The organism is Streptomyces sp. NPDC001156, from assembly GCF_053598275.1.
This window is the reverse complement of sequence record NZ_JBSFJX010000569.1, coordinates 1-1,118: the sequence shown is the minus strand read 5'-3', so window position 1 is coordinate 1,118 and position 1,118 is coordinate 1. Positions and strand designations below refer to the sequence as shown.

Below are 1,118 nucleotides of genomic sequence, written 5' to 3'. Positions count from 1 at the left end.
CCTAAGCCTCGATCCACCGACGTGGTTTGAAAGTGATCTTCTGGTGGGCTTCGGTCGGGTTCGGTGCCGGGTGGGCCGGGTGTGGGTAGGTGGTATCCGCTGGTCTGCCCAGCTTTTCCACAGGTTCGGTTCCGGTCGGGCCCTGGGGGGCGGGTGGGCAGGGACTGTCAGGCGGGCTCGGGCGGGGCGTGGAGCGTGTCGAAGAGGTGTGTCCAGGCCTGTTGCCAGGGCCAGTTGTGCGGCAGGTGCAGGGTGATGCGCCGTGCGGAACGAGCGATCCGGGCCGGGACGTGGATCAGGTGGGCACGAAGGGTCGCGGTGGTGGCCCTGGCGTGGAAGGCGGAGGCGAGCGCGCCGGTGGCACGCAGCAGGTTGTAGGTGAGGGCCCACAGGGTGAGCCAGGCGGAGTTGGCGTGGAAGTGGCCGGAGGGCAGGTGGGCCAGGGCAGAGGCTTTGCTGTCCGCGATGACCTGCTCGATGACGGCGTGGTGGCGGTGTTCCCGCTCCGCCTGGAGCGTCGGAGCGGGGTTGTCGGTGAAGAACGGGTGGTAGCGCCAGGCTGGGAACAGTTCACCCTGCTCTCCCACGGCGGCGGGTTTGGCCAGGTCACGGACCCGGCGCACGATCAGCCGGGCGGTGACCCGCTCTGCTTTCTTCCGGCTGGCGAAGGCGGTGTAGGCGGGTATCTCGGCGACTTCGGCGTCGGAGATGAGTTCTCCGGTGTCCGGGTCGGGCACCGCGGTGGGGTAGGTGATCTGCCGCCATGCCTCGTCGGGGATGGCGAGGACGGCCCGTTTGATGGAGGGGTTCATGCCGGTGGTGATCGAGAAGTGGGCGCCGGCCCGGCGGCAGGCGGCGATTACCCCGGCGTTGTAGAACTGGGAGTCTGCCCGCAGGATGCGGGTGCCGGTGCAGCCGGCCTCCGCGGCGGTGGCCAGGGCTTCACTGACGAATTTCGGGGCGCCGCGGGAGTCGGCTGCCTTGCCGCGGCGCATCCGCACCGCGGCGATCACCGGCCGGGACTGTGGAGTGCAGATCGTGGCCAGCAGTGGGTGGAGGGTGCGGATGCCTTTGAACCGGCCGTACTCGGCACCCTGCTTGGTCCGGCCGTAGATGCG

1 protein-coding gene is annotated in these 1,118 nt (G+C 69.6%); it reads right to left on the bottom strand.

The features are described from left to right. Positions 1–167: 167 nt before the first annotated feature. Positions 168–1,118: IS1380 family transposase (locus tag ACWDA7_RS53175; RefSeq protein ID WP_450615465.1), on the bottom strand; the 951-nt coding region annotated here is incomplete at its 5' end.